Source organism: Actinomycetospora sp. 2LY8.5, from assembly GCF_057180585.1.
The window spans coordinates 76,568-90,323 of record NZ_JBXUHE010000031.1; the positions used below are offsets into that span (position 1 = coordinate 76,568).

General features: G+C 74.4%; 8 protein-coding genes and 2 pseudogenes. 3 read left to right on the top strand and 7 right to left on the bottom strand.

The genetic code is table 11. From position 1 onward, the window contains the following. Positions 1-26 precede the first annotated feature (26 nt). Both AC2A1K_RS26250 and AC2A1K_RS26255 read left to right on the top strand, forming a co-directional pair. Positions 27-377, top strand: coding sequence for a TROVE domain-containing protein (locus AC2A1K_RS26250; protein ID WP_483899286.1), 351 nt, complete (start codon positions 27-29; stop codon positions 375-377). Continuing rightward, positions 335-547 (top strand): annotated as a pseudogene (locus AC2A1K_RS26255) (hypothetical protein); the annotation flags it as partial. The gene AC2A1K_RS26250 and the pseudogene AC2A1K_RS26255, both read left to right, overlap by 43 nt. Here AC2A1K_RS26255 and AC2A1K_RS26260 read toward each other — a convergent pair. Then, positions 478-1,950, bottom strand: coding sequence for an aldehyde dehydrogenase (locus tag AC2A1K_RS26260; protein WP_483899287.1), 1,473 nt, complete (start codon positions 1,948-1,950; stop codon positions 478-480). The pseudogene AC2A1K_RS26255 and the gene AC2A1K_RS26260 overlap by 70 nt on opposite strands. Before the next feature lie 26 nt (positions 1,951-1,976). Beyond that, the gene (locus AC2A1K_RS26265) at positions 1,977-2,864 is read right to left on the bottom strand and encodes a hydroxymethylglutaryl-CoA lyase (protein WP_483899288.1); all 888 of its coding nucleotides are present in this window, start codon (positions 2,862-2,864) and stop codon (positions 1,977-1,979) included. Between the two features lie 441 nt (positions 2,865-3,305). On the opposite strand from AC2A1K_RS26265, the gene AC2A1K_RS26270 reads away from it, so the two are divergent. Continuing rightward, the gene (locus AC2A1K_RS26270) at positions 3,306-4,445 is read left to right on the top strand and encodes a lysylphosphatidylglycerol synthase transmembrane domain-containing protein (RefSeq protein WP_483899289.1); all 1,140 of its coding nucleotides are present in this window, start codon (positions 3,306-3,308) and stop codon (positions 4,443-4,445) included. A 4-nt stretch (positions 4,446-4,449) separates the two neighbouring features. Here AC2A1K_RS26270 and AC2A1K_RS26275 read toward each other — a convergent pair whose 3' ends face one another. The 5 genes and pseudogenes from AC2A1K_RS26275 to AC2A1K_RS26295 form a co-directional block, all read right to left on the bottom strand. Beyond that, complete coding sequence (locus AC2A1K_RS26275) at positions 4,450-6,333, bottom strand: Hsp70 family protein (protein WP_483899290.1); 1,884 nt, start codon at positions 6,331-6,333, stop codon at positions 4,450-4,452. Positions 6,334-6,375: 42 nt separating this feature from the next. Further along, positions 6,376-8,271, bottom strand: a complete 1,896-nt coding sequence (locus AC2A1K_RS26280) for a hypothetical protein (RefSeq protein WP_483899291.1) — start codon at positions 8,269-8,271, stop codon at positions 6,376-6,378. Positions 8,272-8,302: 31 nt separating this feature from the next. Next, positions 8,303-9,913 carry a dynamin family protein gene (locus AC2A1K_RS26285; RefSeq protein ID WP_483899292.1) on the bottom strand — a complete coding sequence of 537 codons (1,611 nt, stop codon included), beginning with the start codon at positions 9,911-9,913 and terminating at the stop codon, positions 8,303-8,305. Next, the gene (locus AC2A1K_RS26290) at positions 9,910-11,844 is read right to left on the bottom strand and encodes a dynamin family protein (protein ID WP_483899293.1); all 1,935 of its coding nucleotides are present in this window, start codon (positions 11,842-11,844) and stop codon (positions 9,910-9,912) included. The genes AC2A1K_RS26285 and AC2A1K_RS26290 overlap by 4 nt, the downstream gene beginning before the upstream one ends. Positions 11,845-11,883: 39 nt before the next feature. Further along, positions 11,884-13,756, bottom strand: a pseudogene (locus tag AC2A1K_RS26295) (hypothetical protein); the annotation flags it as partial.

Genomic DNA, 13,756 nt, shown 5'->3' on the forward strand with positions numbered 1-13,756 from the left:
AGGGCGGGAAAGTGCTCACGAGAAACATGTCGAGCAGTTCCGCGGGTGGGGCCGCGGCCTGCGGCGCGCCGTCGCGCGCTGGTACACCACGCCGGACGTCGACGACGTCGGCGTTCCGGACGGTGAAGTACCGGCAGCGCGAGGGCCGGACCCACCGCGACCTGCTGCGTCTGGCCCACCCGGCGGGGGCGGGTGCACCCGACGGCGTTGCTGCTCGCCCTGCGTACCTACGCCTCCGGGCGGGGGCTACGCGGATCGGGGGAGTGGACGGCGATCCGGGAGATCGTCGACTCCCTCGACGCGGCGTTCTACGCCGCGTTCGGCTCGCGCGGCGTCCGACCTGCCCTTCGGCGGCACCGACTGCGCGCTGCCGATGACGTGGGCGCAGGAGCAGGGGCGAGAGGTCGATCGCCGGGTTCGACGCGGCGGTGCCCGGGCTCGTCGCGGACTTTCTCCCGCGGCGACCTGGGCTGACGGTCAGCCCAGGGTGAACGGGTCGCGGGTGCCGCCGGTCAGTTCCACCCAGACGGCCTTGGTCTCGAGGTAGGCGTCGATCCCGTGGACGCCGTTCTCGCGGCCGATGCCGGAGTCGCCGAAGCCGCCGAAGGGCACGCTCGGCGCGACGACGCGGTAGGCGTTGATCCACACCGAGCCGGCCTTGATCCTCGCGGCCACCCGGTGCGCGCGGTGCACGTCCTTCGTCCACACCGCACCGGCGAGCCCGTACGGCGTGTCGTTGGCGAGCTTGATCGCGTCGTCCTCGTCGGTGAACGTCACCGCGGCGAGCACGGGGCCGAACACCTCCTCGCGGAACACCGTGTCCGTCGGCTTCACCGACAGCACGGTCGGCTGGACGAAGTAGCCGCCGAGCCCCTCGTCGGCCACGCCGCCGTACGCGACGGTCGCGCCCTCGTCGCGCGCCGTCCGCAGATACCCGACGACCTTGTCGTACTGCATCTTGTTCGCGACCGGGCCCATCTCGGTCGCCTCGCCGAACGGGTCGCCCAGCTTGATCTGCGACGCCCGCTCGGCCACCAGGCGGACCAGCTCGTCGTGAACGTCGGCGTGCACGATCAGCCGCGAGCCCGCCATGCACGTCTGCCCCGTCGCCGCGAAGACCCCGGCCACGAGCCCGTTCGCCGCGGCCTGCAGGTCGGCGTCCGGGAACACGACCTGCGGCGACTTCCCGCCCAGCTCGAGCGTGGCGGGGTGCAGCTTCTCGGCGGCGGCCGCGGCGACCTTGCGCCCGGTGGCCGTCGACCCGGTGAACGCGACCTTGTCCACGCCGGGGTGCGCCGCGAGGTGCGCACCGGCCGCGCCGGTGGCGGAGGTCACCACGTTGACGACCCCGTCGGGGATCCCGGCTTCCTTGATGAGCTCCGCGAACCCGAGCGTCGAGCCCGGCGCGTGCTCCGACGGCTTGATCACCACGGTGCAGCCCGCGGCCAGCGCCGGCGCGACCTTCCAGCTCATCAGCAGCAGCGGCGAGTTCCACGGCGTGATCGCCGCGACCACCCCGACCGGCTCGCGGCGCGTGTAGACGAGGTAGTTCGGGTTCGGGGAGGGGATCTGCGCGCCCTCGATCTTGTCGGCGAGCCCCGCGTAGTAGTGGTACCAGCCGCCGAGGCCCTGGAGCTGCCCGAGCATCTCGCGGTAGAGCTTGCCGGAGTCGTTGACCTCGAGGCGCGCCAGCCGCTCGGCGTTCTCGCCGATCAGCTCGGCCAGCTTGCGCAGGCGCGCGGCGCGGGCGAAGCCCGTCATCTGCCCCCACTCACCGTCGAGAGCCGCGCGCGCCGCACCCACGGCGGCGTCGATGTCCTCGGTGCCGCCGTCGGGGATGTCGGCCCAGGCCTGGCCGGTGTAGGGGTTCTCGGTGGCGAAGGTCTTCCCCGAGATCGCACCGGTCGGCTTGCCGCCGATCAGCATGGACAGCTGTTCGAGCTCGCTCATTCGATCGATCTCCTTGGCGTGGGTCGTCAGCCGGGGAACGTGCCGGCGCGCGGCAGCAGGGCGGGGACGGTGTAGCCGAGCTGGTCGGACAGGAAGGCGGCGATCGGCAGCAGCGCGTCGAGATCGAGGCCGGTCGGGTGGCCCATCCGGTCGAGCAGGTAGACGAGGTCCTCGGTGGCGATGTTGCCGGTCGCCGCCGGGGCGAACGGGCAGCCGCCGATGCCGCCGTTGGACGAGTCGAGCCAGTCGGCGCCCGCCTCGAGCGCGGCGACGGCGTTGGCGAAGCCGGTGTTGCGGGTGTTGTGGAAGTGCGCGCGCATCAGCGCGTCCGGGGCCACCGCGCGCACGCCGTCGAGCAGCGTCCGGACCTGGGTGGGGACACCGACGCCGATCGTGTCGGCGATCGCGATCTCCCTCGCCCCCGCGGCCGCGCCGCGGCGGGCCACCTCGATCACCCGGTCCGGGTCGACCTCGCCGTCGAACGGGCACCCGAACGACGTCGCGATCGTCAGCGACGCGAACAGGTCTCGGCCCGCCGCCTCGGCGAGGACCTCCTCGGCGACCTCGGTCAGCGCCTCGGTCGTGGAGTTCTGGTTGGCCTTGGCGAACCCGTCGGACGCGGGGACGACGACGTTGACCTCGTCGACGCCGGCCTGCACCGCCCGGTCGTAGCCGCGCCGGTTGAGCACCAGCCCGATGTACGAGACGCCGTCGGCCCGGTGCAGTCCCTCCATCACCGCCTCGGCGTCGGCCATCGCCGGCACCAGCTTCGGGTGGACGAACGACACCGCCTCGATCCGCCGCGCGCCGGCCGCCGTGGCCCGCTCGATCAGCTCGATCTTCGCGCCCGTCTCCAGCAGCGCCCGTTCGTTCTGGAGCCCGTCGCGCGGGCTCACCTCCACGATGCCGACCACGGACCCGATCCTGCCCCTCGCCGCGGGCGGCGGCCACCACCCTGGCGCGCTCGCGCAGGGTCGCCGCGCGGTCCCGACTGGCCGTCGGGCAGGTCGGCGACGCGGTCGGCGAAAGGGTCGGCCCGACGAAACCCCTCGTCGGTCGGGTCGACGGGCAGGCTCCCGACCAGGAGCAGGCCGCTGTCCACGCGGCGGGATGCGTCCTCGAACGGGCCGCGGCGGGGGGAAAGGACGGGGGCGCGTCGGGGCGCCGTGGTCGTCGGGCAGCATGTCACCGCCACCTCGTCGGTTCGTCCGGCGACAGCGGCACCAGCAGGACCCGGAAGGACCGCTCGTCGCCGGCCGATCACCGGTCGGGTGATCTTCGGGGCGGACGGCGTGTGCGGCCGGACGTGATCGGTCACCCGTCGGTGGACGTCCGGGCAGGAGGACACTGGAGGGGTGAGCGCGACCGTGACCACCGCGTCGGCGGGACTGACGGGCGCCTCCCCGCGCACCCGCAGGTTGCTCCGGATCGCGACCGGCCTGGTCGTCGCCGCGGCGATCACCACCGGCATCGTCATCGTCTGGCCGACCGTCAAGGACGCGGGGGCGGCGCTGATCGGGGCCGACCCGATGTGGGTCGTGGTCGCCGTCGCGTGCGAGGCGGGCGCGTTGGTCGCCTTCTCGATCCTGCACCACCGCCTGCTCGTGGCCGCCGCCGTCCGGGTCTCGCTCGGCGCGGTCACCATGGCCACGCTCGCGGCCAACGCGCTGCACCTCACCGTGCCCGGCGGGGCCGCGCTGTCGACGGCCTACACCTACAAGCGCCGCCGGGCCTGGGGTGCCACCGGTCCTGCCACCACGTGGACGATGGTCGCCGGCGGCGTCGCCGCGAGCCTCGCGCTCGCCGCGATCGCGCTGGGCTCCGCGCTCGTGGTGGGCGGCCGCCCGACCTCGCTGCCCTGGCTCGTGCTCCAGATCGTCGGTGTCGCCGCGGTGGGCGCCGGCGTGATCGTCGTCGCCCGGCGCCCGGGCCTGCTCGTCACGGCCGGCTCGTGGGGGCTGCGCCTGGTCAACCGCGTGCGCCGCAAGCCCCGCGAGAACGGCGTCGCCGAGCTCGCCGAGCAGATCGCCGCGCTCCAGTTCATCGAGCTCCGCGGCAAGGGCCGGCTCGTCATCGGCACGTCCGCGCTCGCCAACTGGATCCTCGACATCGGGTGCCTCGCGGCCTGCTGCGCGGCCGTCGGCGCGCGGGGGATGACCCTCGCGCTGGTGCTCGTCGCCTATGCCGCCGCCACCGCCGCCTCGAGCGCCGCGTTCCTGCCGGGCGGTCTCGGTCTCGTCGACGGCGCGCTGCTGGCCGCGCTGGTCGCCGGCGGCGTTCCGTCGCGTCCCGCTCTCGCAGCGGTGCTGCTCTACCGCCTCGTCAGCTTCGTGGGCGTCGCCGTCGCGGGCTGGGTCGCGTGGTTCGTCATCCACGCGAAGGAGACCCCGTCGCCGGCCGAGCTCGACGACGACGGGGCCGCCGCCGAGGACGCGCGCGGCTCCGTCGACACCGGCGAGATCGACGTGCCGAGCCGGGGCCACCGACCCCGCTGACCCGTCAGGGGCTGGTGCCCTCGCTGCCACCGTCGGTGGTCCCACCGTCCGTGGTGCCCCCGTCGGTGCAGCACTCGGTCTCGGGATGGGTGGTCGTCGGCCAGGTCGTGCGGTGCCCGCCGCCACCGCCACCCCCGCCGCTACCGCCGCCTCCTCCTCCACCGCCGCTGCCGCCCCCGGAGCTCGAGCCGCCGCCACTGCCGCTGCCGCCGGAGTTGCGGGACGCCTGGGTGGGCGCGACGGAAGCCGCGGACTCCTGGTTGGGGACCGGCTCGCTCGTGGTGGGGCCCGGGGCGACGGCGGTGGGCGGACCCGCCGGTGCGGTGGACGTGGCGTTGGAGACCTGCCCGTAGACGATCGCGCCCCCGCCGACGAGCAGCAGCAGCGCGGCTGCCGCGATGACGAGCGGCAGCCGTCGACGCAGGGTGGCGGCGGCACCGGAGCCGCCCGAGCCGGCTGCCGTGGTGTCGGAACCCGACCCGGCCAGCGCCGGGGCGGGGATGCCCGCCGCCGGGGTGCCGGAGGCGCTCAGCGCCGGCGGCGGCACCGTCGTGCCCGGCGCCGCGGGGCGCATCGGTGGCCCCATCCGGGCTGCCGCGGTGCGCCCGGTGGGGATCGGGCCGGTGGGCGGGCGCATCCCCGGGCGCTTCGCGGCCGGGAAGCCGCCGGTCCGGTGCGCCACCGGGATCATGCCGCTGTTCGGGCCGGTCGAGGACCCGCCGGTCCGCGGGCCGCCGCCGGTGCGAGGACCGCCGCCCTGGTTCAGGGTCGTCGTCACCGGGGCCGCGCCGCTGCGCGGGCCGGTGAACTGGCCGCGGTCGTCGGTGTAGCCGCGGCCCGACATCGCCGCGGCGCCGAGGACGATCGCATGCTTCGGGTGGGCGTCCACCGCCGTCGGGCGGCCGAGCTCGGCCGACACCATCTGGGAGACCAGCGGGATCCGTGACGAGCCGCCCACGAGCAGGACGGTGGAGAGGTGGGTGGGGGTCACGCCGGCCGACAGGAGCGCCCGGTTGAGGGTCTCGATGGTGGCGCTGATCGAGGGCCGGATCATCTCCTCGAACTCGCCGCGCGTCAGGCGCACCTCGGTCTGCAGCGTCGGCAGCATCACCGGGATCGTCGCCTCGGTGTCGGCCGAGAGCGCCTCCTTGGCCCGCGCGCAGTCCTGGCGCAGGCGGATGACGGCGCTGGTGTCGTGCGGGTCCGACGGGTCGAGAGCCGCGAGCGGGCCGCCGAGGCTGCGGTCGACGTGGTTGAAGACGGCCTCGTCGAAGTCGATGCCGCCGAGGCCCTCGAGACCCTCGGGCGTCCCGAGGATCTCGAAGCCCCGGCCCGCGGTGCGCAGGACCGTGGCGTCGAAGGTGCCGCCGCCGAGGTCGTAGACGGCGACGAGCGCTCCCTCGTCGAGGCGCTCGTTCGCGGCGTAGTGCGCGGCCGCCGCCTCGGGCTCGGTGAGCATCCGGACGTCGCGCAGGCCGGCGTTCTGCGGGACCTGGCCGAAGAGCTCCTTCTTGTACGGGCCCCAGTTCGCCGGGTGGGTGAGCGTGACCGCGGACGGGGCGGCGCCCTCGCGCTCGCTGACGAGCTTGACCACGTCCTTGAGCTGCATGCTCATGAGCTGCGCGGCCGCGTAGGGCGACCCGCCGAGGATGAGGGGCATCGGGTCGCCGAGGCGCCGCTTGACCTCGCGGGCGACCCGGTCCGGCTCGGTCGCGGCACGACGGTCGGCGGCGTCGCCGGTGAGGACGCCGCCGTCCTCCCGCACCAGGACCACCGACGGCACGGCGGCCGACCGGTCGCCGAGCGTCACCATCTCGACGTGACCGTCGCGCTCGACGGCGGCCGCGGTGAACGTGGTGCCGAGGTCGACCCCGAGTCCGTATCCCACCGGTCTTCCTCTCTCGTCGGTGTGGCTGCTGCCGGAGACCTGTCAGTGGGTGAGCGCGACGTGGTCGGAGCCGTCGGTCGACGCCCCGCCGTCGTGCCCGTCCGCGTCGAGCTCCGATCCGGCCGCTTCGTGACCGGCGTCCTCGTGGCTCGTGCTCTGTCCGGCGGTCTCGTGAACGGCTTCGCCCGAGCCTCTGTCGTCGTTACCGAAGTCCGACTCCTCGCCGCCCGAACCACTCGTGCCGTGGCTGACCTGCGGATCTCCGTCGCCGCCGGTGTGCGTGGAGCTGCTCTCCGTGCCGGTGCCGTCCGCCCCGCCCGGCGTGCTCACGGGCGGCTGGAACGGCGGCGCCTCGGTCGTCGGGGGGTGCTCCCCGAACGGGTCGACCGGTCCCGCCGGGCCCGGGCCCGGGCCGCCGAACACCTCGGCCGGCGGGCCGTGACCGGGGTCGACAGCGATCGGGCCCGGCGTCGGCGTCGGCGTGAGCGAGCTCGCGAGGGGTACGACCGGCCCGGACGGGACGGCCGGGCCACCGAGCGTGTCACCGAGGGCGATCGCGCCCCCACCGACCGCGGCACCCGTGCCCGCGTGCGCGCCGAGGCCGAGGCCGCCGGACTCGGCGGCCCCCGGTCCGCTGGTCGCGGGGGCCGTGGCCGCGCCGGTCGCGACGACCGGGCCGCCGGTGGTGGGGACGGTGGTGGCCGGAACGGTGGTGGCCGGAACGGTGGTGGGGGTCCCGGGCGTGGTGGTCGGGGTGCCGGACGAGCTGGGGAAGCTGGTGGAGCTGGTGGAGCTGGAGGAGCCGCCCGGCGTGCTGGACGAGCTGGAGGAGCTCGACGCGCCGCTCCCGGTGGTCGACGTCGTGCTGGAGCCGCCGGGACCGTACGAGCCGGAGGTGCCGGTCGTGTTCGAGCCGTTCGCCTCGATGTCCGGGTCGTAGTCGGTGGACTGGTTGATGGGAGCGGCGTTGCCGTCCTCGTCGAACGCCCCGGGCAGCTGGGTGCTCTGGTTGATCCCGGAGAGCGCCTCGTCGCCGGTGTCGTGGCTCTCGGTCGTGGCGCGGTTCCCGATGCCCACCGTCGTGTCGCGCGGGTCCGGCCGGCCGTGCTCGTCGACGCGGACCGACCCCTCCTGCCGGATCCCGATCTCGTCGCGGCCGTCGCCGTCGGCGCCGACGGTCACGGAGATGCCGTAGTCGACGCTGACCGGGGTGAAGCTGCCGTCGGGGTTCTCGACGATGTGGACACGCCCGGTCTCGTGGATGAGCAGGTCGGTCTCCTGCCCGGGCGGGTCGGGCACGGTGACCTGGTAGTGCTGGATGAACGTGTACTCGTTGCCCTGGCTGTCGCTGATGACGATGTACTGGTAGGCGTCGACCTGGAAGTTGCCGTCGGCGGTCTCCACGACGGTGACGTCCTGGAAGATCGAGACGGTGAGGGTGTGCTCGGGGCCCGGGGCGTCGCCGTCCTGGACCTGGAAGGTCGAGCCGAGACCCGCGGACACCGGTCCGTCGGCGGTGTCGCCGTACGTGCTCTGCGACGCCGTGTAGCCGGCTCCGCCGCCGTCGCCCCCCGTGCCGCCGTGACCGGACGCGTCCGGGCCGCCGGCGCCGTTCGCGCCGCCGGGCTCCTGGAGATCGGCGAGGCCCGGGCCGGTGTCCGGGGGCGGCACGGCGCCGTCGAAGCTCGCGAGGTCGACGGGCGTCTCCGCGCCGGCGGTGGCGACACCGAAGGCGGCCGCCGCCGCGCCCGCCCCGAGGGCCGCGCTCGTGGTGGCGGCGCGCCGGGCGATCGCGCGGATCGCGGCGGGCGCGCTCGCGCCGTTGTCGACCGCGTTGCGCACCCGCTCCGGGACGGCACCGCGGACGTCGCGCTTGGCGAGCTCCCACAGGTGCGCGGGCATGCCGGCCGGCGGTCGGCTCCCGGTGGATGCGCTCATGTGACCACCATCGCTGGCCGGGCGGCGGTGGTCATGAGCAGTCGACTACTCGGTCCGGCCACCCGGTCGAGCTCCGGTTGCTCATGGGGTCGGTCGCGTGGTTACTCATCGCCGATCCCGTCCCGGCGCCGTCGCCCTGCATCGCGCCGAGCAGCAGGCCCTCGCTGGTGCGGACCAGGACCCGCGCGGCCTCGCGGACGTCGCGTGCCGACGCCGGGTGCTCGGCGCGCCGCTGCCACTGCGAGAGCGACGCCTGGGCGGCACGCCGGACCTCGGGCTGCGGGGCACCCTCCGGCACGCCGAGGCGGACCTCGGTGCCGACGCCGTCGTTGCCGAGCAGCCGTTCCGCGTCGGCGCGCTCCTGCGGGGTGAGCATGAGCGCCCCGCCCCGCAGCGAGTCGAGCAGGCGGACCTCGGCGAACTCGTGCGCGCCGGAGCTGATCACTTCGAGCTCGCGGCGGATGCCGTCGGCCGCCGGGAACGGCCATCGCCGCAGGACCGACTCGGTAGCCAGCAGCGCTGAGCGCGCCTTCAGCACGTCCGCGCGGCCGGCGAAGCGGCTCACCAGGGCCTCGCGCAGTGGGACGAGGCCGCTGCGGGTGAGCAACTCCCGCGACAGGGCGCCGGCCGTGGTGGCGACGCCGCTGTGGATCAGCCGCAACGAGAGCCGGATGCCGAACATGCCGTAGCGGTCGAGCAGCGCGGCCCGTCGGGCGGGCTCGAGGCCGATCTCGGTCTCCGCGTTGGCGAAGCGGTCGGCGGTGAGCAGGAGGCGCTCGACCTCCGCCTCCGGGGCCTCGGCGAGGACGTTCATCGCGCGGAACTCGTCCTCGCGCAGCGTCGCCGCCGTCACCGCCAGCAGCCCGGCGACCGGCATCACGGTCTGGCACAGCGCCCGCACGCGCGGGTCGTCGCGGTATCGTGCGGCGATCTTCGCCGCGCTCTCCAGCGCGTCCGGGCGGCCGTGGCCGACCTCGTCGGCCCGGGCGAGCACGCCCAGGGTGTTGATCGGACGCCGCTCGGCCGGGTCGTCGCGGAACGCCTCCAGGAACCGGACGTCGGCGGCGTGCACGTGGCGCATCAGGTAGACGACGGCGTCGGCCTCCGACGCCCGCGGCTCGGTCCCGTCGTCGTCCTCGGCCGAGGCACCCAGCGTGCTCTCCGTCTTGCGGGAGAGCTCCGTGCTGAGCGAGCCCATGCCCGGGGTGTCGATCAACGTCATCGCGCGCAGCGCGGGGGAAGGCCAGTCCACGACGAGCCGCTCGACGTCCTCGGCGCGCATCCCGCCGAGATCGATGTCCAGCAGTCCGCCGGTCGGGCCCGGGGGGAGCTGGCGGGGTGGGCCCTGCCGCGAGTGGGCCATGACCCGATAGGTGTGTCCGTCGCGGAACCACGTGACGATCCGGGTGCACTCCCCGGCGTCGGTGGCGGCCAGCTCCTGGCCGACGAGCGCGTTGAGCAGCGTCGATTTCCCCGCCTTCACCCGCCCGGCCAGGGCCACGCGCAGCGGCTCGTCGAGCCGGCCGGCGGCGGCGTGCAGGTCGGGCAGCGCCGGACCGCCGCCGTAGATCTGGCACGCCCGGTGGACGAGGCCGCGGACCCGGTTGATCAGTGACGGAGCAGGGGGCGGACCGGCGGTCATCCGGCGGTCCCGGCGGCGGACGGCTCGGGGGCGCCGGCGGACGCGGCCTTGGCGGCCAGGTCACGGGCCCGCTGCTCGGCCTGGGCCCTCTCGACCGCCTGCTGGGCGCGCTCGAGGTGGGCCTGCACGTCGGCGACGCGGGCGCGCAGCATCGCCATCGACTTCACGTCGGCCTCGATGCGCTCGCGGGTGCTGGCGTCCGATTCGCTGCTCTGGACGGCCTTCTGCGCCGCTGCAAGGCCGTCGGCGGCGGAGCGCTGCAGCTCGCTGACCCGGTCCGACCACGCGTTCCGCAGCTCGCGCTGCACGTGCCGGATGGCGTCGCGGGAGTCCTTGCCGATCTGGAGGTTGAACTCGTCGACGAAGCGCCGGACGGTGTTCTTGGCGTCGCCGCGCCGGCGCTCGAGCTGCTGCTTGCGCTGCTCCTTGTAGCCGAAGCCGCCGATCAGCGCACCGGCGGCCAGACCGACCGGCAGCGGGACCGCGAGCCCGAGCATGGAGGGCAGCAGGGTGAACATCAGGACACCGCCGTAGCCCTTCTGCATCGCGGCGAGCCCGGCGCCCTTGGCCTTCTTCTCGACGAACGCGGAGTCGACGCTGAAGTCGCGCAGCTTCTCGATCGGCGCGGAGACGTCGCGGGCGGTGACGATCTGGGACTCGGCCAGCTCGAAGTGCTCCCCGACCTGGACGGCGACCTCCTTGGCGCGCCGCACGAACATCGCGTAGTTCTCGAGGGCCTCGCCCGCGAGCCGTTGGCGCAACCACTCCTCGAACTCGGTCCAGTTCTTCGCCGGGTCTCCCGCGTCGATGGCGGCCTCGGCCTCGTGCAGGACCGTGCGCGAGCGCGTGCGCAGGTCGTGCTCGATGTCGGAGTTGATGTCGGCGAACCCGTCCTGGAGCACGAGCTGCCACTTCGAGGAGCGCTCGCGCAGGGCGTCGGCGCGTTCCTTGGTGCGTTGCAGCCCGTCGACGATCCGGGCCGCGTTCGCCGGGTCGACGAGCGCGTCGCGCCGGGCGGCGACCGCGATGTCCATCTGGTCCAGCGCCCGAACGACGTGGGTGATGGTGGCATCCAGCGCGAGTCGTTCGGCGCCGGCGATGATCTCGTGCAGCCGCCGGACGAGGATCGGGAAGCCGGACTCGTTGTTGAGGTCCTTGTCCGCCGACCGGGCGGCGATCTGCCGGATCTCCGAGGACACCGGGAGGATCTCGATGTCGACGCCTGCGCGGCGCAGGTGGTTCTGGTTGAGGTCGCGGATGCGCGTCCAGTGCGGGTACAGGTCGGTCTTGGTGAGAATCATGATCACGTTCGGGCACAGCTCCTGTACCGTCCGCAGGAACCGCAGCTCCGCGAACGTGAGCTCCTGCGACGCGTCGCTGACGAACAGCACCGCGTGGGACTGGGGCAGGGACCCGATCGTGGTCGCGTTGTGCACCGAGCCCAGACCACCGACGCCCGGGGTGTCGATGAGCACGAGTCCCCCGGAGAGCAGGGGGCGGTCGATGCCCACCGTGACGGCCTTCAGCTTGCGGTCGTTGCCGGGGTTGCCGGCCTCCGAGACATAGGAGGCGATGTCCGACGGGGGGATCGCCTCCGTCCATCCCGGGCCTCCCGATCCGGGCGCCGACGCGAAGGTCGCGCTCGCGCTGACCTCGGAGGCGTAGCGCACCTCGGTCGGCACCGCGGTCGCGATGTCGTCGTCGACGGGGCAGATCGGGGCGGTGAGCAGGGCGTTGATCAACGAGCTCTTACCCTGCTTGAACTCCCCCACCACGTGGACGGTGATGGTGGATTCCGTCAGCAGGCGCCGAGCGCGGGTCAGCCGGTCCGCGAGATCCTCTCGCTCGTACGCTTTGGCTCCCTTGACGGTCATGTCGAGGGTCTCCAGGGCGTGGCCGGCGGCTGCGCTCGGCGCCTGCTGTCCGGACATCGGTCTCCTTTCTCAGATCAGGTCATCGACGGGTGGCGGTCAGCCGGCGTGGTGCTCGCCGCCCGAGCTGCCGCCGTCGTCCGAGCCGCCGCCGCTGTCCGACGACCCGGCGCTCTCGTGCCCGCCGCCGGAGTGGCCGCCGCCGCTCTCGTAGCCACCGCCGTCGCTCTCGCGACCGCCGCTGTCACTGCTGCTGTCACTGTCGTAGCTGCTGCCGCTGTCGTAGCTGTCCGAGTGCGACGAGCTCGCCGAGCTGCTGTCACTGTCGTAGCTGCTGTCGCTGCTGTCGGTGTCGCTGATCGAGGAGCCGCTGTCCGGAGCGGTACCGCCACCGAAGTGGTCACCGGCACCGCCGTCGGACGACGAGCCCGACCAGCCGGTGTCGGTGCCCTCGGAGGTGGGCCCGACGACGCCCGTGTTGGTCGGCTGCGCGACCTGCGGCGCCTCGCCGAACGGGTCGCCGTTGCTCGCCGCCGGCGGCTCGCCGCCGATCGACCCGACACCGGGGCCGGTCGGTTGCGTCCCGCCACCGTTGAAGATTGAGCCCGAGTCGGGGATGAGATCGCCGGGGACGGTTCCCGGCTGGTTCGCCAGGTCCCCCGTGTCCCCGCCCTCGCTCGAACCACCGGTCTCCCCGGAGGTCTCGGGCGCCGGGACCTGGCTGCCCATCTGCGTCGTGCTGCCGTCCGGGTACTGCCAGTTCCCGTCGGGGAGGCGGACCCCGCCGGCCGAGGCGGGCTCGACCTGCGTGACCGCCGGGCCCTCGTCGAACGGGTCGGTCTCCGCCAGGAATCCCGCGGTCCCTGCCCCGGCCGCGCCGCCGGCCGCACCGCCGGCCAGGCCGCCTGCGACGCCGCCTGCCGTGGCAGCACCGGCGTCGAGGCCGGTGTTGGCCGGAGCTGCACCCGCGTTGAACTGGCCGGGCCCGGCGGTGCTGGCCGCCTGGTTCGTGCCGGCCTGGGCGCCCGGGACCGTGCCGGGCCCGCCCGCGTTGGCCTGGTTGACCCCGCCCTGGCTGCCGGTGTTGGCCTGGTTGACCCCGCCGCCGCCGCCGGTGTTGGCCTGGTTGACGCCACCGGTGCCGCCGGTGTTGGCCTGGTTGACGCCGCCGGTGCTGCCGGTGTTGGCCTGGTTGACGCCGCCGGTGCTGCCGGTGTTGGCCTGGTTGACGCCGCCGGTGCTGCCGGTGTTGGCCTGGTTGACGCCGCCGGTGCTGCCGGTGTTGGCCTGGTTGACCCCGCCGCCGGTGCCGCCGGTGCCGCCGGTGTTGGCCTGGTTGACGCCGCCGGTGCCGCCGGTGTTGGCCTGGTTGACGCCGCCGGTGCCGCCGGTGTTGGCCTGGTTGACCCCGCCGCCGGTGTTGGCCTGGTTGACCCCGGCGCCGCCACCCGTGTTGGCCTGGTTGACCCCGCCGCCGGCGCCGCCGGTGTTGGCCTGGTTCACGCCAGCGCCGCCACCCGTGTTGGCCTGGTTCACGCCAGCGCCGCCGCCCGTGTTGGCCTGGTTGACCCCGCCGCCACCGGCACCGGTGTTGGCCTGGTTCACGCCGCCGGCCCCACCCGTGTTGGCCTGGTTCACGCCAGCGCCGCCGCCCGTGTTGGCCTGGTTGACCCCGGCCCCGCCGCCCGTGTTGGCCTGGTTGACCCCGGCCCCGCCGCCCGTGTTGGCCTGGTTGACCCCGCCGCCGCCGCCGGTGTTGGCCTGGTTGACCCCGCCGCCGCCGCCGGTGTTGGCCTGGTTGACCCCGCCGCTGCCGGTGTTGGCCTGGTTCACGCCAGTGCCGCCGCCGGTGTTGGCCTGGTTGACCCCGCCGCCGGTGCTGCCGGTGTTGGCCTGGTTGACCCCGCCGCCGGTGCTGCCGGTGTTGGCCTGGTTGACCCCGCCGCCGGTGCTGCCGGTGTTGGCCTGGTTG